At 54.5% G+C, this 24531-nt stretch carries 22 protein-coding genes and 1 riboswitch; of the genes, 8 read left to right on the forward strand and 14 right to left on the reverse strand.

The genetic code is table 11. The features are described 5' to 3' along the window. Positions 1 to 9 precede the first annotated feature (9 nt). Positions 10 to 1014, forward strand: coding sequence for a Kelch repeat-containing protein (locus tag OH144_RS19625; RefSeq protein WP_266203961.1), 1005 nt, complete (start codon positions 10 to 12; stop codon positions 1012 to 1014). A gap of 333 nt (positions 1015 to 1347) precedes the next feature. Beyond that, positions 1348 to 3375, forward strand: coding sequence for an excinuclease ABC subunit UvrB (uvrB, locus tag OH144_RS19630; protein WP_266203962.1), 2028 nt, complete (start codon positions 1348 to 1350; stop codon positions 3373 to 3375). 409 nt (positions 3376 to 3784) lie between these two features. On the opposite strand, the gene OH144_RS19635 is transcribed toward uvrB, so the two are convergent. Next, a complete protein-coding gene (locus tag OH144_RS19635; protein ID WP_266203963.1) occupies positions 3785 to 4342 on the reverse strand; it encodes a fasciclin domain-containing protein in 558 nt (185 codons plus the stop codon). 247 nt (positions 4343 to 4589) lie between these two features. On the opposite strand from OH144_RS19635, the gene OH144_RS19640 reads away from it, so the two are divergent. Next, on the forward strand, positions 4590 to 5264 hold the full coding sequence (locus tag OH144_RS19640) for a hypothetical protein (RefSeq protein WP_266203964.1): 675 nt from the start codon (positions 4590 to 4592) through the stop codon (positions 5262 to 5264). 84 nt (positions 5265 to 5348) lie between these two features. On the opposite strand, the gene OH144_RS19645 is transcribed toward OH144_RS19640, so the two are convergent. Next, positions 5349 to 7556: a B12-binding domain-containing radical SAM protein gene (locus OH144_RS19645; RefSeq protein WP_266203965.1), complete on the reverse strand. Its 2208-nt coding sequence runs from the start codon at positions 7554 to 7556 to the stop codon at positions 5349 to 5351. A 300-nt stretch (positions 7557 to 7856) separates the two neighbouring features. On the opposite strand from OH144_RS19645, the gene OH144_RS19650 reads away from it, so the two are divergent. Continuing rightward, on the forward strand, positions 7857 to 8171 hold the full coding sequence (locus OH144_RS19650) for a hypothetical protein (protein WP_266203966.1): 315 nt from the start codon (positions 7857 to 7859) through the stop codon (positions 8169 to 8171). A 96-nt stretch (positions 8172 to 8267) separates the two neighbouring features. Here OH144_RS19650 and OH144_RS19655 read toward each other — a convergent pair whose 3' ends face one another. Beyond that, a complete protein-coding gene (locus tag OH144_RS19655; protein WP_266203967.1) occupies positions 8268 to 8492 on the reverse strand; it encodes a DUF2798 domain-containing protein in 225 nt (74 codons plus the stop codon). Between the two features lie 52 nt (positions 8493 to 8544). Continuing rightward, positions 8545 to 8799 (reverse strand): hypothetical protein, encoded by a 255-nt coding sequence (locus OH144_RS19660; protein WP_266203968.1) that lies wholly within the window; start codon positions 8797 to 8799, stop codon positions 8545 to 8547. A 56-nt stretch (positions 8800 to 8855) separates the two neighbouring features. On the opposite strand from OH144_RS19660, the gene OH144_RS19665 reads away from it, so the two are divergent. Further along, positions 8856 to 9152, forward strand: coding sequence for a hypothetical protein (locus tag OH144_RS19665; RefSeq protein ID WP_266203969.1), 297 nt, complete (start codon positions 8856 to 8858; stop codon positions 9150 to 9152). 98 nt (positions 9153 to 9250) lie between these two features. Here OH144_RS19665 and OH144_RS19670 read toward each other — a convergent pair whose 3' ends face one another. Beyond that, entirely contained in the window at positions 9251 to 10360 is a 1110-nt protein-coding gene (locus OH144_RS19670; RefSeq protein ID WP_266203970.1) for a DUF5074 domain-containing protein, read from the reverse strand. Between the two features lie 22 nt (positions 10361 to 10382). Further along, positions 10383 to 12302, reverse strand: coding sequence for a TonB-dependent receptor plug domain-containing protein (locus tag OH144_RS19675; protein ID WP_266203971.1), 1920 nt, complete (start codon positions 12300 to 12302; stop codon positions 10383 to 10385). Between the two features lie 110 nt (positions 12303 to 12412). Then, a riboswitch (cobalamin riboswitch) is annotated at positions 12413 to 12616 on the reverse strand. Positions 12617 to 12718: 102 nt separating this feature from the next. Here OH144_RS19675 and OH144_RS19680 point away from each other — a divergent pair. After that, positions 12719 to 13318 (forward strand): DNA-3-methyladenine glycosylase, encoded by a 600-nt coding sequence (locus tag OH144_RS19680; RefSeq protein ID WP_266203972.1) that lies wholly within the window; start codon positions 12719 to 12721, stop codon positions 13316 to 13318. A 963-nt stretch (positions 13319 to 14281) separates the two neighbouring features. Here the strand turns inward: OH144_RS19680 and OH144_RS19685 are convergent. The 6 genes from OH144_RS19685 to OH144_RS19710 all read right to left on the reverse strand — a co-directional run bounded on the left by OH144_RS19685 (position 14282) and on the right by OH144_RS19710 (position 18229). Next, complete coding sequence (locus OH144_RS19685) at positions 14282 to 14761, reverse strand: GNAT family N-acetyltransferase (protein WP_266203973.1); 480 nt, start codon at positions 14759 to 14761, stop codon at positions 14282 to 14284. A 130-nt stretch (positions 14762 to 14891) separates the two neighbouring features. Continuing rightward, entirely contained in the window at positions 14892 to 16046 is a 1155-nt protein-coding gene (locus OH144_RS19690; protein ID WP_266203974.1) for an alpha/beta hydrolase-fold protein, read from the reverse strand. 117 nt (positions 16047 to 16163) lie between these two features. Continuing rightward, complete coding sequence (locus tag OH144_RS19695; RefSeq protein ID WP_266203975.1) at positions 16164 to 16340, reverse strand: hypothetical protein; 177 nt, start codon at positions 16338 to 16340, stop codon at positions 16164 to 16166. Between the two features lie 27 nt (positions 16341 to 16367). Then, complete coding sequence (locus OH144_RS19700; protein WP_266203976.1) at positions 16368 to 16637, reverse strand: hypothetical protein; 270 nt, start codon at positions 16635 to 16637, stop codon at positions 16368 to 16370. A gap of 97 nt (positions 16638 to 16734) precedes the next feature. Then, positions 16735 to 16956 (reverse strand): hypothetical protein, encoded by a 222-nt coding sequence (locus tag OH144_RS19705; protein ID WP_266203977.1) that lies wholly within the window; start codon positions 16954 to 16956, stop codon positions 16735 to 16737. 85 nt (positions 16957 to 17041) lie between these two features. Beyond that, positions 17042 to 18229, reverse strand: a complete 1188-nt coding sequence (locus OH144_RS19710) for a THUMP-like domain-containing protein (protein WP_266203978.1) — start codon at positions 18227 to 18229, stop codon at positions 17042 to 17044. A gap of 159 nt (positions 18230 to 18388) precedes the next feature. Between OH144_RS19710 and OH144_RS19715 the strand changes: the two genes are divergently transcribed. Both OH144_RS19715 and ahcY read left to right on the forward strand, forming a co-directional pair. Beyond that, positions 18389 to 19084: a DUF4397 domain-containing protein gene (locus tag OH144_RS19715; RefSeq protein WP_266203979.1), complete on the forward strand. Its 696-nt coding sequence runs from the start codon at positions 18389 to 18391 to the stop codon at positions 19082 to 19084. A 156-nt stretch (positions 19085 to 19240) separates the two neighbouring features. Continuing rightward, positions 19241 to 20548: an adenosylhomocysteinase gene (gene ahcY, locus OH144_RS19720; protein ID WP_266203980.1), complete on the forward strand. Its 1308-nt coding sequence runs from the start codon at positions 19241 to 19243 to the stop codon at positions 20546 to 20548. 114 nt (positions 20549 to 20662) lie between these two features. Here ahcY and OH144_RS19725 read toward each other — a convergent pair whose 3' ends face one another. Both OH144_RS19725 and OH144_RS19730 read right to left on the reverse strand, forming a co-directional pair. Then, on the reverse strand, positions 20663 to 21409 hold the full coding sequence (locus OH144_RS19725) for a LytR/AlgR family response regulator transcription factor (RefSeq protein WP_266203981.1): 747 nt from the start codon (positions 21407 to 21409) through the stop codon (positions 20663 to 20665). A 29-nt stretch (positions 21410 to 21438) separates the two neighbouring features. Beyond that, entirely contained in the window at positions 21439 to 24429 is a 2991-nt protein-coding gene (locus OH144_RS19730; protein ID WP_266203982.1) for a ligand-binding sensor domain-containing protein, read from the reverse strand. Positions 24430 to 24531 lie beyond the last annotated feature (102 nt).

The following is a 24531-nucleotide window of genomic DNA, read 5'->3' on the forward strand; positions in this document are numbered from 1 at the left end:
TCTACTACTATGAAAAATCCCTTTAAAAACTCACGCCTCTTTATGATGGTGGCCTTGCTGCTGTCGGTGGGCATGCTTTCCTCCTGCGATAGCGACAGTGACGACGAAGTGCTGCTGGGAGAGTGGCAGAAGCGGTCTGACTTTGCCGGAGTGGCCCGCAGCAGCGCGGTATCCTTCGTGATCGACGGCAAAGCGTACGTGGGCACCGGCCACGATGGCTCCAGGCGCCTGAGCGACTTCTGGATGTTTGACCCGGCCATGAACAACTGGGTAAGGAAGGCCGATTTCCCGGGGGCAGCCCGTAGCGCCGCGGTGGGCTTCACGGCCAACGGCAAGGGCTACATTGGCACCGGTTACGACGGCACCAGTTACCTGAATGATTTCTACGAGTATGACCCTGCCGCTAATACCTGGACGCAGATCGAGGAATTCCCGGCCACAGCGCGTTACGGAGCCATTGCTATGTCTTTTGCTAACGCGGGCTATGTAGGCGCCGGCTTTGATGGCAATTACCAGAAAGACTTCTGGAAGTATGATCCGGCCTCCGCCACCTGGACGGAGCAGATCGGTCTGATTGGTGCCAAGCGCGTGAACGGTTTTACATTTACGGTTAACGGCAAGGGCTACGTTGGCGGCGGCCAGAACAACAACGTGTACCAGACCGACCTGTTGGAGTTCGACCCTGCCACAGGCCAATGGAAAGAGCTGAAGACCCTCACGGAAGAGCAGCGCCCGGATAAGGTATTCCCTGGGGCGCGCACCTATGCCGCCACCTTCTCCATCCACAACAACGCCTACCTGGTGGGAGGCACCAACGGCGCCCCGCTGAATGATGTCTGGAAGTTTGACCCTGCCACAGACACCTGGACGAAGCTTGGCGACTTTAAGGGAGGAATGCGACAGGCAGCCATAGGATTTGGCATTGGTGAGTTTGGCTACATCGGTCTCGGCAACACCGGCGCCCAGCGTTACGACGACCTGTGGCAGCTAAACCCAACGGTGGTAAATGAATAATAGCTAATACATACCAGAAGCAGAATAGCCCGGCCAGCAAAGCCGGGCTATTTTTTTATACTTGCCTGTAACCTAACTGGGCAGTAGCCGGTTATGCAGGTAGGATCTTTTGCCCTGGGTATAGCTAGACGTTGCATGGCATCAGGATACCTGGTACTTAGAATGATTTTCTGTAATGTAGTGCACTAAGCCTGTTGTTCTGCAGCAGGCTTTTTCTTTGCCCCTAGTCTTTTGCAGCTACCCTCGTACAGAGGGTATAATTTGGCGCCAGGATAAACTTACGGCAAATTTTAACTGTTATAGTTTATCTTTACTATTCTGTAAAACAAGCGAATGGATTTTAGACTTACATCAGAGTTCGAGCCGACCGGCGACCAGCCCAAGGCCATTGCACAACTCACAGAAGGTATAAATAACGGGGAGCCTGCACAGGTTTTGCTGGGTGCCACAGGAACCGGTAAAACCTTTACCATGGCCAACGTGATCAAGAACACCGGCAAGCCGACGCTGGTGCTGTGCCACAACAAGACGCTGGCCGCCCAGTTGTACGGCGAGTTCAAGCAGTTCTTTCCCGATAACGCCGTGGAGTACTTTATCTCCTACTACGACTACTACCAGCCGGAGGCCTACATTGCTTCTTCAGATGTATTTATCGAGAAAGACCTTCAAATAAACGAGGAGATTGAGAAACTGCGGTTGCATACCACTTCGGCGCTGCTGTCGGGTCGCCGCGACATCGTGGTGGTGGCCTCCGTGTCGTGCATCTACGGTATCGGCAACCCCGAGGAGTTTGGCAAGAACGTGATTCACCTGGCGCCCGGGCAGCGCTATAGCCGTAATAATTTATTATATACCTTCGTGCAGATCCTCTACAGCCGCACCGAGGCCGAGTTCACACGTGGAACATTCCGGGTGAAGGGCGACACGGTGGATATTTTCCCGGCTTACGCGGATTTTGCCTACCGTTTATACTTCTTCGGCGACGAGCTGGAGCAGATACACCGCATCGACCCGCAGTCGGGTAAAAAGCTGTCGGATGAGAAAGCCGTCACGCTGTACCCGGCCAACCTCTTCGTAACCGGTAAAGACACGCTGCAGCAGGCCATCTCGGAGATTCAGTACGACATGGTGGCGCAGCATGAGTACTTTTTGAAGGAGGACAGGCCGGCAGAAGCCAAGCGCATTAAGGAACGAACCGAGTTCGACCTGGAGATGATCCGCGAGCTGGGCTACTGCTCGGGTATCGAGAACTATTCCCGCTACTTCGACCGCCGCGCGCCGGGTGCCCGCCCGTTCTGTCTGCTCGATTATTTTCCGGACGACTTCCTGATGGTAATTGACGAGAGCCACGTAACGGTACCGCAGGTGCGCGCCATGTGGGGAGGCGACAGATCGAGGAAAGTGGCGCTGGTAGAGTATGGCTTCCGGCTCCCGGCCGCCATGGACAACCGCCCGCTCACCTTCAACGAGTTCGAGAGTATGATGCACCAGGTGGTGTTTGTGAGCGCCACGCCCGGCGATTACGAGATACAGAAATCCGAAGGGGTTATTGTAGAGCAGATCATCCGGCCAACCGGCCTGCTGGACCCTGAGATCGAGATCAGGCCAAGTACAAACCAGGTGGACGACCTGCTCGATGAGATCGATGAGCGTGTGAAGCAAGGTGCCCGCGTGTTGGTGACCACGCTTACCAAGCGTATGTCGGAGGAGCTGACCAAGTACCTGGAGCGCCTCAACATAAAGGTAAAGTACCTGCACTCCGAGGTGAAAACGCTGGACCGGGTGGAGATTCTGCGGGAACTGCGCTTAGGCATCATTGACGTGCTGATAGGTGTGAACCTGCTGCGCGAAGGCCTGGACTTACCGGAAGTGAGTTTAGTGGCTATATTGGATGCGGATAAAGAAGGCTTCCTGCGCGACCAACGCTCGCTGATACAGACTATGGGCCGCGCCGCCCGAAACGAGAAAGGCAAAGTGATTATGTATGCCGACCGAATGACGGGCTCCATGCAACGCGCGATCGATGAGACCAATCGCCGGCGCGCTACGCAGATGGCCTATAACGAAGAGCACGGCATCACCCCACGCACCATCCTTAAGACAAGTGACGAAATTCACGGCCAAACCTCTGTTGCAGACTCTAAAAAGAAAGAGGTGAAAATGTACGCCGGTCCGGAGGAAGTGTCTATCGCTGCCGAGCCGATTATCCAGACCATGAAACGCGAGGAGCTGGAAAAGCTGGTCAAGAAGACCGAGAAGCAGATGGAGGCCGCCGCCAAAGACCTCGACTTTCTGCAGGCCGCCAAGTATAGAGACGAGCTGGCGGAGCTGCGAAAGCTGCTGAAGACGAAGCGAGACTAAGGCAAGTCAGAGAGTTTAGGAGTTGGAGAGACGCAATTGCGTCTTAAGAGTTAGAAAGTATAAAAAGGAAGTATAAAATCAGAAAAGCACCTGCGGCCTGGGCTGTAGGTGCTTTTCTGATTTTATAGAGTAGGGTTAGGTGCAGCAAGAGGCCTGGTTTTCCTGCTCCTGTCTCACACGGAGCAGGAGCAGGGCCAGGTTTTCATCATAGTTTTATTTGGTAGCAGAAAAAGGTAGTAGTCTGAAAGCTGGCAGCTTTAGTGCCGGCTTCCGATAATAAGATGCCTAAACTGCGGCGGGGGTTGCAAGAGCTATAAAATTTTTTCAAATAAAACAGAAGAGGCATCCGCAGCTACTAGCCAGCCAGCGGGTGCCTCTTCTGTCAGCGTTATACCTACTACTTTTATACTTATTGCGGCAGCAGCACTTTGTCGATCACATGGATCACGCCGTTTGATGTCGGGATAGATGCCACGATATTGGCGCCGTTCACAGTCACCTTGCCATCTTTCACGCCCATGGTTACGCGACCGCCGTTTACCTGGCCCAGGCTCTGGCCATCTTCAAATCTGTCGGCATTCAGCACGCCTACATACACGTGGTACTGCAGGATGTTGCGGAGGTCGCTACGTTTCTCGGGCTTCAGCAGGCCGTCTACTGTGCCGGCAGGCAGTTGCTCGAAGGCCTCATCGGTGGGCGCGAACACGGTGAATGGCCCGGCGTTGGTGAGAACGTCTACCAGCCCGGCTGTTTTAACGGCTGTTACCAGCGTGGTGTGGTCGGGGGAGGCGGCGGCTACCTGCACCACGTTCTTCTGCGACTCCTCGTCCTGTACGGCAGATTGGCCTCCGGTGGCTGTGGCTTCATGTTGTACTTCTTGTTTAGTAGTCTGTTCTTCCGAAGAACTGCATGCGGCCAGCACAGCACCTGTCGCTATCACGAAGGCCATTGGTAAGATCCTTTTCATATCCTTTAGTTTGAAGTGTATTGTAAGTACAATATTGCTACACAAACACTTAAGGAAATATGATTTTGGTTAGCCGCGAAAATGACTTTGGTTAGAATTTGTAGGAGGGAAGGGAGAGGATTTAATATATAGTTTATATCTTGATGTGGCTATACTTTGGAGCTTGCACTGAGTTTACATAGCCTACTCATAAGACAGATATATGTTATAGTAATGTATATATCGTAGTTGTACCACATTTATAAGTATGAAAAACCTGACATTATTGATAGCCGTGCTTCTTACTACTTTTGTGGCAACAGCGCAGGTAGCTATTATTCAGGATAAGGACGGGTACACCAATGTTAGGGAGAAACCGAATGGACAATCACAGGTTATTCATAAACTATACAGTAATGAAGCCTTCTGGTTTGACTATGAAGAAGGTCATGATACAAACGAGTGGATTCCTGTCTACATACCTATAAATGCCTTCTCCTTCAGTTCTTCGCAGCCTGACTACATCGAAGGGTTCATACATAAGTCAAGGCTACAGCCGCTGGAAAAGCTACAGCCCTACCAAGGTACAGATTTTAAATTTGAATATCTTCTGGAGCCCTTTAAGCTCAATAACCGAATTGTTGAAAAGCATGAAGGGAAGTGGGTAAAAACAATTGCAGGCAGACCCGTATGGGGAACGGACGGAAACTTTCCAAGAACACAAGTAAAAGGGGTTACTGCCATAGTTGAGGGAAAGAAGGTTGAAATAAACACACCTCTCTACAGCGACATCTACGAATGCACGAACACCTTCAAGGTCTATAAGAATGGTGATTCTTATATCGTGTACCAATGGAACAGCGATGGAGCTGGTGCTTATCAGGTTGTGTGGGTCTTTACTAAAGATGGACTGAAGCAAAGGCTGGTAGGGACTATGATATGAAGAAGAACAAGGTACAACTAGCTAACAAAGCATAAAAGACCTCCTTCGGCTTAGCCTCGCACACCTCATCTACAAGTCTATCCCCTACAGCAACAACAACCCCTTCTCCCGCAAATCGAACCAGCTCGGCGAGCTGAGGAACTCCGAGAAGTTCAGGTGTGCCTCTGCTGGGAAACTTTCCTCCAGTTGCTTTAATGTGATGGATTCCGGATAGTCGGGCGTTACTTTCTGTAGCATATCAAATAACCATTGGCCTATAGTAGCGGTGGTTTTCACCTCAAAGTCCTCGCCTTTCTCGAAGAAGGTGAGCAGGCAGCGCTCAAGGGTCTGGCCTTTTTGCGCGATTATGGTAAAGTCGATGGCCGGCGTGTTGCCCAGCCAGAGCACGCGCGCGTTGGGTCGGGTGCTGTCGGGGCGGTGCGGGGCAGAGATGGCCTCGGCAATCAGGTTGGGACTCTCCGTGGTGCGCGGCACTTTAAAATCAAACCAGAAGGAGAGCTTCTCCTCCAGGCCTACGCCGTGCATGTAATTGTAGAGTGCCTTGGCCAGTCCCTCGCCAAACAACGTATGGTCGGTGCCCTTGGGGTCGTCGTGCCACAGGTCGTTGTTGGCGAAATCGCCTTCGGGCGGGCCCACCTTCACCACGCCATACTTCTCCGGGTTCTTGCCGATGGGGCTGTGTGCCGTCATGCTGAAGCGGTGCCAGTAACCTGACTGGATCACGCCGGTTTCAAACAGCTGCCGCACCACCTCCAGCGAGTCTATCGTCTCCTGGGCCGTTTGTGTTGGGAAGCCATACATGAGGTAGGCGTGCACCATAATGCCCGCCTGCGTAAAGCTATCGGTTACGCGGGCCACCTGCTCTATACTGACGCCTTTGGCCATGAGCTGCAGCAGCCTATCCGAGGCCACCTCCAGGCCACCCGACACGGCAATACAGCCTGAGGCAGCCAGCAGGCGGCACAAATCAGGCGTAAAGGTCTTCTCAAAGCGGATGTTCCCCCACCAGCTGATCTTCACGCCACGACGAATCAGCTCGATGGCCATGTCGCGGAGTGGAGCAGGCGGGGCGGCCTCGTCTACAAAATGGAAGCCAGTTTGGCCGGTCTGGGCGATGATCTGCTCGATGCGGTCTACCAGCAGCGTGGCCGGGGCCACATCGTAACGGTTGATATAATCCAGCGTAACGTCGCAGAACGAGCAGCGTTTCCAGTAGCAGCCGTGGGCGATGGTGAGCTTATTCCAGCGGCCATCGCTCCAGAGGCGGTGCATCGGGTTGATCACGTCTATCACCGACAGGTAATCAGGCAAAGGCAGGTCGCTGTAATCGGGCGTGCCTACTTCGTTGTGCGGAATATCCGGGTCGGTGCAGCCGTTCAGGTACTTTACCTCGCCATCGGCAAGTATAAACGTGCGCTGCAGCTGCCCGGCCCCGCGCTCGCCCTGCAGGTGCTCGAGCAGTTTTAGCCATGGACCTTCGCCGTCGTCCAGCGTCACGAAATCAATATACTTAAACAGGCGCGGCTCGCGCAGGCTGCGCAGTTCCGTATTAGGGTAGCCGCCGCCCATCGCTGTTTTTATACTTGGGTAGTGCTCCTTAATATACTTGGCCATGCGCAGGCCGCCATACAGGTTGCCCGGAAAAGGGATGGAGAAGCCCACCACATCAGGCTGTACCTGTTGCAGGCGCTCTTCCAATAGCTCCAGTAACATAAGGTCCACGAGGCTCGGCTGTTCCTGCAGCGCCTCCTCCAGCGGATCGAAGGACGTGGCTGAAAGAGCCAGCTTCTCGGCATAGCGGCTAAAGGCAAAGTAGGGTGAAATGGTTTCCTTGATCAGGTCGCCCAGATCCTCTAAGTATAAAGTAGCCAGGTAGCGGGCCCTGTCGGTAATGCCCATACTTCCGAAAGCCCAGTCGATGTCCTCCACCTGATCGAAGCGCGATGCCTCGGGCAGAAAGCGGCTGTAGCTGATCTGCTGTGCCAGCGTGTGGTCCTTGTTCTGTAGAAAGCGGATGACCGGCTCTATGGTATTCAGGTAGTCGCGCTTCAGATGCAAAATGCGGAGGCTGTTGTCGGAGAGCTCGTAATCGCCCTGCTCTATCGCCTCAAAAATACGCTGAAGCCCTTTACGGGAGAACATGCGCAGCACCAGCTCTATGCCCAAATCGGCCTGCACCACCTTATAGCCGCGGCCGGTTAAAAAGCCTTTGAGGTAGGCGGTGGCGGGGTATGGCGTGTTCAGTTGGGTGAGCGGTGGCGTTATGAGCAGGATGGTTGGCTTCTTCTCCAAGATAAGTCAGCTTTAAAGTATGAATATGGCGGCGGCAGGGCCAAAGCACAAAAGTACGGATAATGGCGCACAATTAAGAGCCGCCCTTATGCAACAGCCGGGGTAGGGGTAGAGGTTCACCCTGCTCTTTTATAGAGGCAGCACTGCGATGAAAAAAGTGATGGAGGTGTGTTTTATACTTAAAATATATTTTATATAAAGTATTTGGTATTTATTATTTAGCTGATTATATTTGTTTGATGAAAGATAATTGCTGCTGAGGAAGTTAACCGCTACACCGCCATGCAAAAGCCCGCTACCATGAACACCCTGAAAACCCTGCAGATGGTACTGACCACGCTGCTATTGGTACTTGCCATACTTGCTCTGCATTGGCAGGAGGGCGTTGGTCAGAAAAGCCGGGTGGCGGATGGCGACCCAAAGGAGGAAGCTGCGCCTGTTAAGGAGCCGGTGTACGCGGATTGCTGCTTGCAGCACGCCTTGCAGGCTGCGGAGGGCGGAGATACCTTCACCGGTCAGATCCACCTCAAGCATGTGGAACAGGTGTTTCAGCTCGGGACTCTGATGCTGCTGGAGGCTGACTCTGCCAGGCACATTGCGGCGTCTCTTAATTAAAGGATCCCCCTTACCAACTAATACCCTGTAAAGCAAAAGCCTGCGTTGTTATACGCAGGCTTTTTTTATTTCCCCGGAGGTATAGGTTGTCCATCTTTACTTCAGTACTTTATCCACAGCTTTGCTAACGCCCGGTACGATGGCCAGCACCGTGAGCGAGAGCAGCACGAAGAGCACAAAGAAACTGCGCAGCAAGCGCCCCGGAAAGTCGGCGTGCAGGCCGAACGTATAGAGCTCCAGCGCTAATGCCAGCAGCAGGCAGCTAAGGGCGATGAGCAGCAGCTTGCGGCGCAGCTGTGGTTTAAGGATCGGCTTTGGCATAGCAGGCGTTGTTTACACCCAAAGATAGGGAAGCGGCAGACATATTAGAAAATCAGGAATGGCCTTTTTCTGCCTCGCTCTCCTCTTCGGCATCTGGCTGCTGCTCCGGCTCCGGTGGCGGTGCCTGCTTGTCCTGCCGCACTTTCTCTATGTCCGACGAGTCGTCTTTGGTGTTTTCCCTGGGCGGTTGTTTTGGCTTGTTCTCCTCCATGGCAAGTATAAGGTATCGTTCTAGGCTAATGTACGGGTAAGGCTTCTCATCGGTGTAGTTTTCAACAATAAACTCTGCCCAGACGTACACTCTCATAAGCCACAGCCAGGTACAGCTGGTATAGGCAAGTATGTTTAACTGGAATAGTTTAGATGATGAATACACAAAAGATAAGATCAGCTTTTTTTGCACTGATAGCCACAGCTGTGGCCACTTTTGGCTTGGCAGCCTGCGACACCGGCACCAGCCCCGGCGAGACGAACGTTGAACGAAGCGATCATGTTGACGAAGGGAGTATAGTGGGCGATAATGATGAGAACCGGGTAGAAGCGGAGCGCGATACCATGGAGCAGCCTTATGAGCGCGCCGAGGAAGGCTCTGCCGTGCATGCCGGCGATGGCACAGGCGAAGGCACAGAACGCGACGATGTGAAGAAGGAGGATCAGTAGCGGCTAACCTACAGGCAAGTATAAACAAAGCAGCCTGCCCCGGTTTTCGGAGCAGGCTGCTTTGTTTATACTTAATAAGGCATGTAATGTAGACAGACTTAGTTGAACATAAAGCCGTTCGGGCCAATGCCCGCTTTAAAACTGCTGACCTGTGTGCCGTCCGGGCTGTATACATATACAGTGCCGTCGCCAGACCAGTTGTTATGATCACCTCCGTAGATATTACCCGTTTCCGGATCTACGCCCATGCCATGAAAGCTTCTATCAATGATCACGGTGCTGCTCAGGCTGGAAGCATTGATGTCCTGCACCAAGGTTTTGCCGTCATAGTTAAAGTATAGCTTATCGCCGCTTCCGTTGATAGCCAGGTTTGCGGGCATGGTTCTGTTGCTGTCAAAGGTAAAGGTCTGCACGTTCTGAGTGGTCAGCGTCACCCTGTTAAGGGCTCCCGCAGTTGTCAGCGTGTAGTCTATCGCAGACCAATCGGAAGTATACATAACTTTACCTGCACTCAGCACCCAAAGGTTTTTGTTGCGGTCCAGGACCAGGTTAGTAGGAGAGTCGGATACGGTGATGGTGTTCTCCACCGCGTCTGTTGCCGTGTTGATAACCGTAATCGTGTTCTCCCCGCTATTGGCCACATACAGTTTGCTATCGACAAGTATAAGTTCTTCAGGCTGTGGGCCTACCGGTATGCTTTTAGTTATCTGCATCGTTTTTAAATCGATAACCGACACCCGGCCCGGCTCGCCATATACAACCCACTCGGTTACATAAGCTTTGTCGGCATCCAGGGCTGCAAAGTAGCGGGGCTGCTTCAGGTTTTCCAGCACAGCCTCCGTCTTGAAAGTATAGGCGTTTACCACCTCAATCTTGTTGCTATTGTTTACCGTGATGTAAGCGCGGTCCTCCACCAGGTCCAGGTCCGTCAACACATCGCCTAATGGTCTATCCGCATTGGCTTTGCTGAAGATATTATTGGCAACCGTGTGCCCGGCACTGTCGCTCATGAAGGAAACGGAGGCGTTGGTGTGCGTGTAGTTTCCCTCGTTCAGTACAAATACGCCCTTCTGGTCATATGGCCCCCGAACCTCGACAGGGAGTTCCGGTTCTACATCATTTTTGTCGTCGCAACTGGTAAAGCCAATGGAGGTAAGAGCCAGCGTGGCTGCCAGGAAAAAGCTGCGGAAAAAATTGGTTTTTTTCATTATGGTTTAAGTAAGAGTATAATTAAGGAATAATAAAGCGTAGGCTGAACGTATAGCCGCGTGGCGGCATGGCCCGGTAAGCCATGGTTTGGTAGGCGGCATTGGTTAGGTTGTCGGAGCGGAGCGTGAGCAGCAGCGTGTTTTGCCCCAGTTGTAGTTTCCGGCTCAGGGAAAGGTTCAGAAGCATAAAGTCGTCGAGGTGGCTGGTTTCGGAGTTGGAGGTATAGCGCAGGCCGGTGTAGTTTAAATTGCCCAACAGGCTCCAGTTTTTATAGTTGGCATCCGCAGCAAGTATGGCTTTGTGGCGCGGCACATACATGAGCTGCTTGCCTTTGTCGCTTCCGCTGCCCTCGTATACTGCTGCCTGTACCGACGAGGTATACGTATAGCCAGCCGTGGAACGGAGCTTGAGATCGCCGAGCGTGGCGGTGGCTGTGGTGCTGAGTTCTATCCCCTTGCTCTCCACTTTCTGCAGGTTGGTCGGGCGCCAGAGGCCGGTGCGATTCGGGGCCCACTGAATCCAGTCGTCAATGAGCATGTAGTAGCCGGTAGCTTCTGTTTCTAATAGGAAGGTGTTGCCCTGCACGAGCACGTGGCGCAGGCCGAGTTCGTAGTTCCAGCCCTGCTCCGGCTTCAGGTCGGGGTTGCCGGCCCCTGCCCAGAAGCGGTCGTTGAGGGTGGGCACGCGGTAACTGCCGCTGGCATTACCTTTGAGCGATACCTGGTGCCGGTTGCTGTTCAAAAACTTCCAGTTAAAGCCCAGTGCCGGAGTTAATGGCGGATTATAGTTTTCGACAAGTGCCTGGCGCAAGTTCAGGGTAAGTTGCAGGGGCTGCACCGGGTCGTAGCGGAAAAGGGCGAACAAGGAAGCGCGGCTTTCCTCTTGCTCACTGGCGTAGCCATCATTCCTTGCCACAAAATGCTGCAGGTTAACTCCACCGCGCAGGCTCCAGCGCTCGCCATAGGTATAGGTCTGCTCCGCCTGCAACTGGTAGGTATCCACATCCGCCTTTGAGTCGGTGCTATTATCGGTATAGTGCAGGAGATCGTTAAAGTAGGCCAGCTTCACGTCTGTTTGCCCCAGTTGGCTCTGGTGTTGCAGCGCTGCCATCAGGCGCAGGCTTTCGTCCAGCTGCATGGCATTGGTATTCACAGAACCCATGGCCGGCTGCAGCTCCCGGTCCGAGAAGGTATACCAGCCATGCAGGCTCAACTCGGTGCTGGGGGAGATCTGCCAGTTCAGATCCTGCGTAAGCCCGTGCTGCTGCACCTGCGCGTGCTCCTGCCGTACTTCGGGCGTGCCAAATCGGCTCAGGTCTCTGTAGGTAAAGTTGTTTTTTGCCAGGTTCCCGTAGGCGCTGAGGGCATAGCTGAAGTCCTTGCTGCCGTAGCCCAGGCTGCCGCTGCCAAAGTATTTTCCAAAGCTGCCTGTCTCCAGCTTCAGGTCACCGCCAAAACCTTCAATGTTATACTTGGGAGAATTTAGAAGCACAGCTCCGCCTATGGCCCCGCTGCCATAGGTAGCCGCAGCCGCGCCGTGCTGCAGGGCCACATCCCCGATGCCGCTCAGGGGTAAGACAGAGAAATCGGCTTGCCCTAGGATAGGAGAAGCGATGTGGAGCCCGTTCCAGAGTACAGCCGTTTGGGAGGCATTAGTGCCCCGGAAAGCCACCGTAGAACTTCCGCTGGCGCCATAGGTTTTAAAGTAAAGGGGAGTGCGGGCCTGCAGGGCCTCGGCCAGAGAGCCGGAGCTATAGGTGCTCAGGAAGGCGCTATCGAGCTGCACCACGCGGCTGCCGGCGGCGTACACCTCAGCGGGCTTGCCAAATACCTCCACGGTGCGCAGTTCGTAAGCAGTGGTATCCTGCTGCGCCAGGGCAACGGCAGGTATAGTGCCCAGGCAGGCGCAAAGCCATACTTTCAGGAAAGAGAATTTTGCCAAAATACAGTGTGCTTACATCCCGAAGCATACTTAAGGGCAGAAAGGCAGGAACAGCGATCGCGCTAAAGTATAGCGGTGGCCGTGCAGCTTTTTACCCGAAAGCATACGACAAATTCAGTGTCGGACTGGCAGGTCTCCTGGCTCTCTTCAGTTAGCGCGCCTTCCCATGCAGCGTGCGCCGCACAGTGGCCAAGGTGTTGGCTAACCCTTTTTAAGAAGATGACAGTTGCGGGAACAGCGCAGGACTCACACCTGCTTCCCTTTTAAGGCCATAAAACGGCAGTTTTACGGCCACCAATCTAAAGGCAAAGGTAGGGAACATTTTTCATTTATCAGTTACCAACTACCATTGCTGTTAACTTTGAACTTAAGAGCACGTACCCCAACAACGAATAACGAGTAACCAATAACTAATCGTGAAGCTACCGAAGGAGTTTTATACCCGCCCCGATGTGGTGCAGTTGGCGCAGGAACTGCTGGGTAAGCGCTTGTATACTTGTGTGGATGGCATGCTTACCGGCGGGATGATTGTGGAGACGGAGGCCTACTCCGGAGAGAACGACCGCGCCTGCCATGCCCACCTCAACCGCCGCACCGCGCGCACCGAGATCATGTACCAGGAGGGTGGGGTGGCCTATGTATACTTAATCTACGGCATGTACCACCTCTTCAACATCATCACCAACAAGAAAGACAAAGCCGACGCCGTACTGATACGCGCCATAGAGCCGGAAATGGGGGTGGAGGAGATGGTGCTGCGCCGGGGCTTCCAAAGTATAAAGCCAAACCTGACGGCCGGGCCGGGAGTGTTAAGTATAGCCCTCGGGATAGACAGGAAGCTCTACGGCGCCAATCTCACCGGTGACACCATCTGGCTGGAGGACAAAGGCACCGTGTTGCCTGAAGAGAGTATAGCCACCGGCCCACGCATCGGCGTAGAATACGCCGGCGAGGACGCCCAGCTGCCCTGGCGCTTCTGGGTGAAGGGGAATAAATGGGTGAGTAAGAAGAGGTGAGGTCTTTCGTATAGCTGTGGTTTCTACTTCATACTTGCCTGGCTGAGCCATACTTTATACTTCCCTGGCGCAAGCGTAGGCTTGTGCCTCTCTTAGCTCCTGCTTCCCGCATTTTGAAACAAGCTATACTTGATAGCTGCCGTTCATCCACCAGACATACATCCCTACTATCGTTGTATCTATGCTTTGGTGCACCTTTTCCTGCGCTGCATTCTCCGCTGGCGCGAGTTTGCAACTCGTGTCCTGCTATGGTGTCGGGTTCGCAACCCGGCTGGATCGCAGTGCCATGCTTTATACTTCGGCTATACTTCACTAGCACCTACTTTCCGCAACTGGAACCAAGCTATACTTAGTAGCTGCCTCTGATCCACGGCCTTACCAACCTATCGTTTCATCTCTGGCTGTGGTGCCCTCACGGCCGGGAGGCCTCGTCCTTTGGCATCGCGCTGTGTACATTCCCTGCCCTCGTGCCTCGGGCTGCCTCCGGCACCAGAAATCTACAAGGCGCTCAACCCAAGGACTGGGAACAGATCCGATAGCCACTGCCCTTGCTGTCATCTCGACCTTTGGGAGAGATCTCTTTAAAATTCCAGATAGATCTCTCACAGCTACGCTGGCTCTCCTCGGCTCCCGCCTCAAGAGTACTCGAGATGACAGGTGAAGTAGTAAGTATGGCTCCCCTCCTTGGATAAGGAGGGGCAGGGGTGGTTGGACCCGGTGCTACAGATTCCCCTCCTCGGAGGGGCTGGGGGTGGGTTTACACTTTGTAGGGGCTTTCAGGCTTTACCCTCAGCCATGGAGTTTATAATTGAGCACTGGCAGCTACAGGATTCCCTTCCTTAGACAGGGAGGTAGGGGGAATCGGAACCGGAGCTTGAACGGAAATCCCCTACTTTGAGAATGGCTGAGGTAGAAAGCTATGTATTACCGAAGAAAACCCCTGGGACTTACTCCTTGTGTTGTTCAGGAGGCAGCAGGAGGCGCATCCATACTTTTGTGCATGATGGTGATGCCGTTTTTGCCGACCAGTTTGGTGTACACGCGCCAGCCGAGCTCATAGTAAAAGCTTACCCTGTCGGTAGCCACCAGGTATAAATCTGCAAAGCCTGCCTGCCGGGCATGCTGCTCCAGTGCCTGCACCAGTTGCTTACCCACGCCCTGCCCCCGGTACTCAGGCAGCACGTAGAGCGCGCCCAGCCACGGCTTCAGGTCGGGCAGCGCGTCCACGCCGTCGTTCTCGATCAGTAGCACGGAGCCCACTGGCTTTTCGCCGTCCAGTGCCACAAACGCTGCCGGGAAAGGCTGCGCCTGCAGATGCTCGCGCAGGGGCGCCTTCACCACCTCGGCGGTATTGCCGGGCTTCTGCCACCACTGCCGGTAAATCCAGTCGGCCACAGTGTCGAAGTGCTGGGGGGCCTCGTACAGGTATTTGATCACAAACATTGCCTTCGCTTCTATCGCTTACCCTACCATCCTTTTCAGGCATGAAGGGAGAAGCAATATAGCTACAAAAGGCCGTTGGGCAAAGATGGGATGTTAAGAAAATGAAATGTTTTATAGGCTGGCGCAGGTACTATTTAGCCGGGAAAAGCAGCCTCAGCGCCTGGGGCATCCGCTTGCCCCAGGCCGACTCAAAGTGCTTGGCCTTTTCATCCTTGACCCAGGTGTAGTCCTTGCCTTCGCGGTAGCCTTGTTGCTTCAGCGCCTGCAGCATCTCGTCTATGCCCGGCTGCAGCTGCTCCTCCAGCTCCACGCCCCCGTTATCGATATAAAAAAATAGTGGCTTCTTCCTGCCCTTGTACGCCAGCACGTCATCCACGTAATCGATGTCATACACCTTGAAGGCTGGCGACATACAGATGGCTTTAGAGAAAACATCGGGGTGCTCCCAGGCCAGCATAAAGGCAACGGTGCCGCCCGCCGAGGAGCCGCCGGTGGCGGTATGCTTTGCGCCTGGCCTGGTGCGGTAGGTGCTGTCGATAAAGGACTTCACGGTGTTCACCACATATGCCACGTATGCTGCGCCTTGCTCGCCGGGCACGTACTCCTGCATGCGGTTTTCGGTATTGTTGATGCCTACAATAATAATCGGTTCCATTTCTCCGGCACGGATCAGGCTATCGGCCGTCTCATCCAGGCGCCAATCCACGCCGAAGGAACTGGTAGTGGGGTCGAAGAGGTTCTGGCCGTCGTGCATGTAGAGTACCGGGTAGCGTTTCTTCCTTTCCTGCTCATAGTTGGGGGGCAGCCACACCACCAGGTCGCGGGCAGGTACGGCAGTGCTTTTGCCCACTTTCTCGTGATAGGCTATGTTGCCTGTCACGCCTCCTCCCCTGACAGGCGCCTTGCTGTTGCCGCTGCGCCAGTGCATTACCTGGTTCTTTACCTGCAGGCTGCTCTCCACCTTCACGGTGAAGTTGGGGAGCGGGCTTCCGGTGCTGTCGGTGGCCTCCTGCTCCCAGCTGCCGAGGGTATACTTGTACTCCAGCAGCATCGGGTCGCGCAACAGGATCTCTTTCTCCCAGGTGGCGTCGCCGGTGCGCTCCATCTCTACTTTGGCCGGGTTCCAGTTGCCAAGCTCGGGGGCGTTGCCGGTAATGTATACCTGCGCTGTGTCGGGCAGGCCAGGGGTGTGCAGCATGAATGTCACCACTTTTTCGGTTGGGGCCTGTGCCGGGGCAGCCATCGTACAGAGCAGTAAAAGCAGGAGCAGGATTGCGTTTTTCATAGTCGTAGGCGCTGAAGTATGGATACAGGAAAGATAAGCATAATCGAAGAGATGTGTAAAGCAAAACAGCCACAGCATCGGGTGCTGTGGCTGTTTAGGGGAGTATAGTGTCTGAAGCTAGCTTTTACGCTTCTTGCTTTCACGATCCTGCTCGTTGTCGGTGCGGGCCTGCGGGGTCTTTCCGGTTTGCTTGGAGCTCGTCACATCGCGCTCCAGGCTGTTGCCAATGTCTTTCCTGTTGCCTTTGCTCTTATCGGCCAGGTCGTGCTTTTTATTTTTATCTTGATCTTTCATCGTGCTCATCGGTTAAATTAAAACGGCTTACTCCTCAGCAGAGCTCTGGTCTTTGTTGCCCGCATCCTCGGATCCGGCTTTGACACTTTGCCAGCCCTTGCCCTGCGAAGGCTTGTTCTGGTTGCCTGCCTTGGAAGCGGTGCGGTTTTGGGCCATAGGATTGTTGGGATTGTTGTTGCTGTTTCGCAGAGAGTTCTCCACGGCCAGTCGGTTGCCTTTCTTGCCCGCCTCAAAAGATTTCTCAGGGTTACTAGCGAAGCCATGGAATTCCCAGCTTCTGTTTTTCTGATCTTTCATCCGTTCTCATGTATTTATTGGTGAAACATAAGGCCTTCTGTCTGAGGCCGTCCTACAGTGTACGGCAGTTGGCTGTGCATGTTTTGTTACCGCCGGCTCAGTACCGCTTGTCGCTGTTCTCCTCTGCATCTTTGCCTGTGCGGATGTTGGTGATGCCGCCCCCGGTGCCCCCTACAGTGGGGGAGGTGGCATCGCCCTGCGAACTTGTGCTGCTTCCCTTCACGGATTTGCCGGTTTTCATGGTGCGGGGCGCTTTGCTGGCTTCCTGCTTCTTTCCCTTTGGCTGCGGTTGCTGGTCCTCGTCTTTCTCCTGTTTCATAGCCTATCGTATTAAAAGTATAACGGCCATACCTGGGGCACGGCATTTATCCGTTGTACGCACTGCAAACAGGCTTGTTGAGGAGTTAGGCTTTCTCGCAGATGAGCACGATGGGTTTCTGGTGCCTGTCGGTGGTGAAGAACAGGTACGTATGGCCACCTTCCTTGATACCTGTTTTGCGGCGGATGTCGGCCACGGACTCGGGGAAGTTGCGCACGGTGATGTTGGCTTTTTTCTGCGGCAGCTGTTTCAGCAGTTCCTTTTTGTTGTAACGGCTCACGGCCAGGCACCGGAAGCTTCGGCCCGGGAACTGGGGTAGTAGTTGCGCTGAGGTATACAGGTGGCTGTTGGGGTGCAGTTTGCATAGCTGCAGGTGCTGGCCCAGGTAGCGGTAAGCACCGGCTTTAAGTAGGGCAGCGTTGGGCTCGTACACAAACTCCTGCGGATCGGTATAGGTTGGCACGGCGGCATCTTCCTGGGCGCGGGTAAGGGTAAGCAGCTGCGGTTCGGCGTTTACCAGCAGGTTTACAGCGGTGCGGGGCACATCGGCAAGGGCAGGGGATGTGGGCTTGAGCAAGTATAAAACCTCCTTCACCTCGTTCTGCAGCGCTACCACCCACACGTGTTCCACGTGGCCCAGTTCCTGCAGCGCCTGCTCAATGTCCAGCATGGGCGATGTTTTCAGCAATACGGCATCGGCTTTTTGGAAGAGCAGCGGCAGCAGGTGCAGCACGTCCGGCTCGCAGTCCTGCAGCAGGTGCAGCTTCTGGTCGTGGTGGCCGCGGCGGGCGGGGTCCAGGTACAGTACATCGGCCCTACCTTCAAATGTATGGAGGAAGTCCTCGGCGGTGGCGTTTATACTTTGGATGTTGGCAGCGCCCAGCAACCCGAAGTTATACCTGGCCACCTCCTGCAGCTCCAGGTGCTGTTCCACGTGCACCACCTCCGCAAAGCGACGGGCAAAGTAGAAGCTGTCTACCCCAAAGCCTCCTGTCAGGTCCACCAGCAGCCTGCCACCTACCAGGCTGGCCTTGTAAGCGGCCGTTACCTCCGACGAGCTTTGCTCCACCGACAGCGACACCGGAAACACCGCCTGCGGGTGTGCTGCCCAGGTAGGCAGCTTCTGGGTCGCCTTCTGCCGCGCCTTAATCTGCTGCACCAACTCCTGCACCGGCAGCTGCGGGTAGCGGCCGGCCTGCAGCATCAGCTGGGCCACGTCTTGCTGTTGGTGCCGAAGTATAAAGTCCTGCTCCTCGGGGGTAAAAATGCGCATGGCTGCTTTGTTTCTGTGCTTCCGGCAAAGATACTTAAATCAAAAAGAGACCACCGTAAAATATTTTGTTTAATTTTTTTTGATAAAAGTTAAACAAAACTTCCCAAGAGCAGTTTATACCTTAAATAAAACAAATTTTAAACTTTAAATTTTAAGGCTATGAAGTATTGGATGAAAATGACAGTGCTAGCGGTAGTGCCAATGCTGTTCCTGGCAAGTTGCGATGACGACGATGATGATGTAGTGCTGGAGGTGGATAACGCCGAAGTGATGGTGGTGCATGCCTCCCCCGACGCCCCCGGCGTTGACCTGCTGATCAACGATGTGAAGGTGAATTCCTCCGCCCTTACTTATCCTAACAACACAGGTTATCTGGAGGTGCCTGCTGGTATGCAGAACGTGAAGGTGAACGCCGCCGGCACCGCTACTACCGTGATAGAGGCGGACCTGGACCTGGAGCAGGATAAGGATTACACGGTGTTCGCCATCAATACCCTGGATAATATTGAGCCGTTGGTGCTGGAGGATGACCTGACCGATCCGGCCGCCGGTATGGCGCACGTGCGCTTCGTGCACCTGTCGCCGGATGCACCGGCAGTGGATATTGCGGTGGCCGGAGGCCCAGTGCTGTTCAGCAACAGGGCCTTTAAGTCTGCCACCGACTTTACCCCGGTTGCAGCCGGAACCTATACGTTAGAAGTTCGCCCTGCCGGCACCATGACCGTAGCGCTTACCATTCCCGACGTGGAGCTACGGGACGGCTTTATTTACACCGTATTTGCAAAAGGCTTCCTGCAGGCTCCGGAGGGCAACAACAATACCCTGGGAGCAGAGATCATTGTGAACGAAGAGTAAGAAACTCCTCTACTACCTATAGCTGCAGCGCCTGCCATATGTTGGCAGGCGCTGTTTTTTTGATGCTTGCCACCCGCCACAGGCTATAAACCAGTTAGTATTGATGAACTGCAACAAATTGCGTAAATTTGTGTTTTAATTGAAAAAACGAGAAAGATGGTAGAGACATATTTAAAGTATAAAGTAAAAGATATAGCACTGGCTGAGTGGGGCCGCAAGGAGATTAGACTAGCTGAGGCTGAGATGCCCGGTTTGATGGCGATCCGTGAGGAATTTGGCCCAAGCAAGCCGCTGGCAGGCGCGCGCATCGCCGGCTGTCTGCACATGACGATCCAGACAGCTGTGCTGATCGAGACGCTGGTGGAACTGGGTGCTGAGGTTACCTGGTCTTCGTGCAACATTTTCTCTACGCAGGACCACGCGGCCGCTGCCATTGCCGCTGCCGGCATCTCGGTTTACGCCTGGAAAGGGATGACCGCCGAGGAGTTTGACTGGTGCATTGAGCAGACGCTTTTCTTTGGCGAAGACCGCAAGCCGCTGAACATGATCCTGGACGACGGCGGCGACCTGACCAACATGGTGCTGGACAAGTACCCGGAGCTGGCCGATGGCATCAAAGGCCTTTCTGAGGAAACTACCACCGGGGTGCACCGCCTGTACGAGCGCATGAAGAACGGTACATTGCCCATGCCTGCCATCAACGTAAATGACTCGGTTACCAAATCTAAGTTCGATAACAAGTATGGCTGTAAGGAGTCGCTGGTAGATGCAATCCGCCGTGCCACGGACGTGATGATGGCCGGTAAAGTGGCGGTTGTGGCTGGTTACGGTGACGTAGGCAAAGGCTCTGCCGCTTCTCTTAGAGGCGCTGGTGCCCGCGTGATTGTGACTGAGATCGACCCAATCTGCGCGCTGCAGGCCGCTATGGACGGCTTTGCCGTGAAGCGTATGGTAGACGCCGTAAAAGAGGCTGACATCGTGGTAACCGCCACTGGTAACAAAGACATCATCGGGGAGCGTGAGTTTCGCCTGATGAAGGACAAGGCCATTGTGTGTAACATCGGCCACTTCGACAACGAGATCGATATGGCTTGGCTGAACAAGGCGTACGGCAACACCAAAGACGAGATCAAGCCGCAGGTAGACCTCTACAACGTCGATGGCAAGGATATCATCGTTTTGGCAGAAGGCCGCTTGGTGAACCTGGGTTGTGCCACCGGGCACCCATCGTTCGTGATGTCTAACTCTTTCTCTAACCAGACACTGGCCCAGTTGGAGCTTTGGACAAACACTGATGCTTACGAGAACAAGGTGTATACTTTGCCCAAGCACCTGGACGAGAAAGTGGCCCGCCTGCACCTGGGCAAAATTGGTGTGGAGCTGGATGAGCTTACGCCAGACCAGGCACGCTATATCGGTGTAGAGGTAGAGGGGCCGTACAAGCCGGAGTACTACCGTTACTAAGTATAACTGCTATTAAATAAGCATAAAGTAAAGAGAGGCCAGCGCTGCAAAGCACTGGCCTTTTTCTTTTTAGTAGTAGCATGATAATGCCTGCCGGTGCGGCAGCGTTTTTACTTAGATGATGTTAAACCGCGACATCAGCGCCTTCTTGTAGGATTTTCCTATCGGGATCTCGCCTTTGGAGAACACCACGGAGTTTTCCTCCAGCGCCTCGATCTTATCGAGGTTGGCAATGTAGGAGCGGTGCACCCGCACAAAGTTCTGCGACGGCAGCTTCTGCTCCATATCCTTCAGGGTAGAGCTTACCAGGTACTTCTGATCAGCGGTAACGATAAAGGAATAGTTGTCATAAGCTTCCACCCAAAGGATATCATTGTAATGCACTTTTATGATCCGGTGCTTCACCTTCACAAAGATATAGTCGGTGGCTACGTCCTTGTCCTTTGCGTTATGGTTAGCGCCGTTGGCAGGCTTGCTGTCTTTATGGTTGCTGTCGTGCTTGTAGAGAGCAATCTCAATGGCTGATCGCAGGCTCTTCTCATCAAAGGGTTTCACAAGGAACCCATCGGGCTCGGTCTTTTTGGCGCGGTCGATGGTGGCCGGGTCAGCATAGGCGGTGAGGTAAATAAAGGGAATACCGAATTCCTCGCGGATGCGAGAGCCAATATCCACGCCATCGGCATCGCCTCGCAGGTTGATGTCCAGCAGTACCAGGTCGGGATGGGTTTCCCGTATCATGTCGATCGTGTCCTCTCCTGTATCTATGGCGCACGTCTCATAACCTAATTCTTCCAGGCTTGCCGCAAGATCTTCCGCGATGATGACCTCATCTTCCGATATAAGGATTTTAGGTTTTGTCATAGCATTAGGTACATACGTAAAAAAAAATATTATGATGGCAAAACAAAATAAAATATTGATTTTGTGCCATGGTTGTTATAAAAACTAATGTTCCCATCAAGCTTTCTGCTTAGCGACTGCACCAGCTTCAGCCCAAACGATTGCCCAGTTTGTTGTTTCTCAAAGAAGTCCTCTGGCAGGCCGCGCCCGTTATCACTGATGGTCAGCGTATACTGCACCTCGTCGTGTCGTATCAATTCAATGCGCAGCACACCGTTCTCTCCTCTCGGGAAAGCATATTTTAGGGTGTTGGATACTAGTTCGTTTACAATTAATCCTAACGTAATAGCGGCGTCTAAGTCTACTTTTGTATAAGGAATGTCTAATTCTAACTCAACTCTATCCATACTTACGCCATAGGAGGCATAAAGGCTTTCGCAAATCTCCAGAAAGTACTCCTCCAGGCTGATCTGCTCCAGGTCGTCGTGGCGGTAAAGGCGCTCGTGCAGCAGCGACATGGAGCGCACCCGGCTTCGCAGCGCCTGCATCACGTCTTTAGCTTCGGGGTCCTGCACGTGGCGGGCCTGCAGGTTCAGCATGCTGATCACGATCTGCAGGTTGTTCTTTACGCGGTGGTGGATCTCCTGCAGCAGAATCTCCTTTTCGCGGTTCTGGCGCTCCAGCAAGCGGGTACGGTGGTCTACCTTCATCTCCAGCAGGGAATTCATCTTTACCAAACTCCGCTCGCGCAGGCGCACCACACTCAGCACGGCCCCGGCAAACACCAGCAGTAGCACGCCCACAAACCACTCGCGGCGCCAGATGGGCGGCACAATAGAGAAAGAATAAGTAAGCGGCTCAGGCGTCCAGTCGCCGTCGGTGTTGCGGGCCAGCAGCTCAAAGGTGTACTCCCCCGGCGCTAGGTTGGCATAGGTGGTAAAAGACCGCTCCGTTACCTGCGACCAGGTATCGTCGTACCCCTTTAGCCTGTACTTGTAAACCACCTGCTCGGGGTCCGAGAGGGAGATGCCGTGGAAGTTGAACGAGAGGTGATTCTGGGTGTGGGGCAGGCGCAGGTCCTGAGGTAGACCCGTGATGCTGTCCAGGCTGTAGCCGAGGGCCTGCCAGTCGGTGGGGTTGGAGTGTAGCAGCACATTGGTAAGCACCAGTTGAGGGTATAGGGGCTGCTGGCGATCCAGGTGCGGCAGGTAATGTGTCAGGCCCTTGGTAGTGCCAAACCACATGTGGCCGTCCGCTGTCTGCAGCATGGCGTTGTCGCATACCTCCTGCCCCCTGAAGCCGCTGGGACTGGTGTAGAGGCGGTACGCAAACTTGCCCTGCTGGCGCAGCAACGGCAGTTGCACCTTCAGCAGCTCGCGGTTGGTGGCAACCCACAGGTTGTCTTTTTCATCTGCATACACGCTCTTGATGGCCTCGTTCGGGAATCCTTCGGAGGAAGTATAAAGCGTTGGCTTGTTGTTCTGTAGCAGTAGCAGCCCACTATTGAAGGCGGCAAAGTATAGCACCCCCGTTTCATCCTCGGTGATGGAGCGAATTTCGGTTAGGTGGAGCCCCTTTAGCTCCTGCGGCTGCACCAGGCGCCCCTGCTCCACCAGGAAGGCCCCCTGGTCGGCCCCTACCCACAGCCTGCCTTTGCTGTCGCGGAAGATGGTGTTGGCTTTGATACTGCCATCGGCGTAGGGAATAAGCCTGAGCGAGTCCTGGGCAAGCGTAACCACGCCGCCGGCCGTGGCAAAGTACAGCTTGCCGTCGGGGCCGGTGGCGGCCTGGAAAACATCGGGGGCAGGGAGGCCCTGCTCGGCGGCGTAGCGCCTGGGGGCGCCACTGCCCAGGCGCCAGATGCCGTTGCTGGTACTCACCCACATCTCCTCGGCCACAGGCAGGAAACTGTAGATCGTGGCGCCGCGCGGCCACGGTGTGGAGGCCTGCCACTCCGGCCCCTGCGGGAGCATCCGGGCCAGTTCCCCTTCGTCGGTGCCAAACCACACCGTGCCGTTGCCGTCCCGGCCTACAGCCGTTACGCGTGGCTCCGAGATCGCGCCAAAATCAAAGTAATGCACAAACCAGGGCGCCCTGTACTGCTGCAAACCGTAGCCGTTCGTGCCAATCCATACATTGCCCTCTGTGTCGGCGGCCAGTGCTGTGATGCGGCTGGTGCGCAGGCCGCTGCGGCGGGTAATGTAGGTGAAGCTGCTGCCGTCATACTTCAGCAGGCCGTTGCGCTGCAGGCCTATCCAAAGGTTATCGTAGCTGTCGTGAGTGAAGCTGGTGATGTGGCTGTTGCCGAGCTGCCCGGGCAGCTGCGGCAGGCTAAGGGCGCCGCCGCTGATTTTCGCCAGGCCCGCCGCCGTGCCGACCCAGACGGTGCCGCTTTTGTCGCAGGTGATGGCTGTGACATGGTCATGCGGCAGGCCGCTGTTTGTGGAGCTGTAGCGGAAGATCTCGCTTTCCGACACGTTGTAGGCGCCGCTATCCTGTGTTCCGGCCCACAGGTCACCGGAGGGCGTATGGATGATAGTAGTGTAGCTGATGTCGGGAAGCGCGCCATACTTCTCCACGCTGGTGTCGGTGAGGTAGTAAACGCCGTTGCCGGTGGCCAGCCATACTTTGCCGTCCTTGTCCTCGGAAATGCCGGCGATGCTCTGCGCATCCAACCCCTGGTCCGGGCCATATTGCTTAAACGAGGAGCGATCAAAAAGCTGCAGCCCGGCATCGGTAGTGCCAATCCAGAGGCGGTGGCGGCTATCTACGTACAAGGTGGCGATGTTGTGGCTGCTCAGGCCGTCATCCTTGGTGTAAGTATGGAAATTGATGCCGTTAAACCGGCTGAGGCCCGCCCGGGTGGCCAGCCAGAGAAACCCGTTGTGGTCCTGCTGTATGGCCATCACCTGCGACTGCGGCAAACCCTGCTCCAGTGTCCAGCTGCGAATGTTGTACTGCTGCGCATACGCGATAGCAGTAGCCAGGAGCAGGCACAGGATAAGGATGATACGCGATAAGTACATTGTCAGTCTCCACACAAAAGCCCAGGTGGCAGGTGTCTCTTTCCAAGGTCCAACACAGGAGCAGTTAAAGTATAAATGCTTACGCAGGAAAGGGTAAAAAGTATGGCGGCAAGGGTT

The organism is Pontibacter kalidii (genome assembly GCF_026278245.1).
GTDB classification, from domain to species: domain Bacteria; phylum Bacteroidota; class Bacteroidia; order Cytophagales; family Hymenobacteraceae; genus Pontibacter; species Pontibacter kalidii.